This window comes from Microvirga pakistanensis (assembly GCF_004458765.1).
Lineage (GTDB): Bacteria > Pseudomonadota > Alphaproteobacteria > Rhizobiales > Beijerinckiaceae > Microvirga > Microvirga pakistanensis.
The window spans coordinates 1-223 of record NZ_SPJX01000188.1 but is presented as its reverse complement, the minus strand read 5'-3'; the positions used below and the strand labels follow the sequence as shown (position 1 = coordinate 223).

1 protein-coding gene is annotated in these 223 nt (G+C 70.0%); it reads left to right on the top strand.

Annotation, left to right across the window (positions count from 1 at the left end; translation table 11 throughout):
• The coding region (locus E4K09_RS13990; protein WP_193557286.1) for an Ldh family oxidoreductase at positions 1–223 on the top strand (223 nt) is incomplete at both ends.

The following is a 223-nucleotide window of genomic DNA, read 5'->3' as shown; positions in this document are numbered from 1 at the left end:
GGCCGCGATGGCCGGCGCCATGCTGACCTTCGGCGGCCACAAGGGCTCGGCCCTCTCGGCCATGATCGAGCTGATGGCGGGCCCTCTGATCGGCGATATGACCAGCGCGGACTCCATGGCCTTCGATGAAGGCGTCGGCGCCGCTCCCTGCCATGGCGAGCTGATCCTCGCCTTCGATCCGAAGGTGTTCCTCGGCGCCGATGCCGCGCAGCACGTGGCCCGC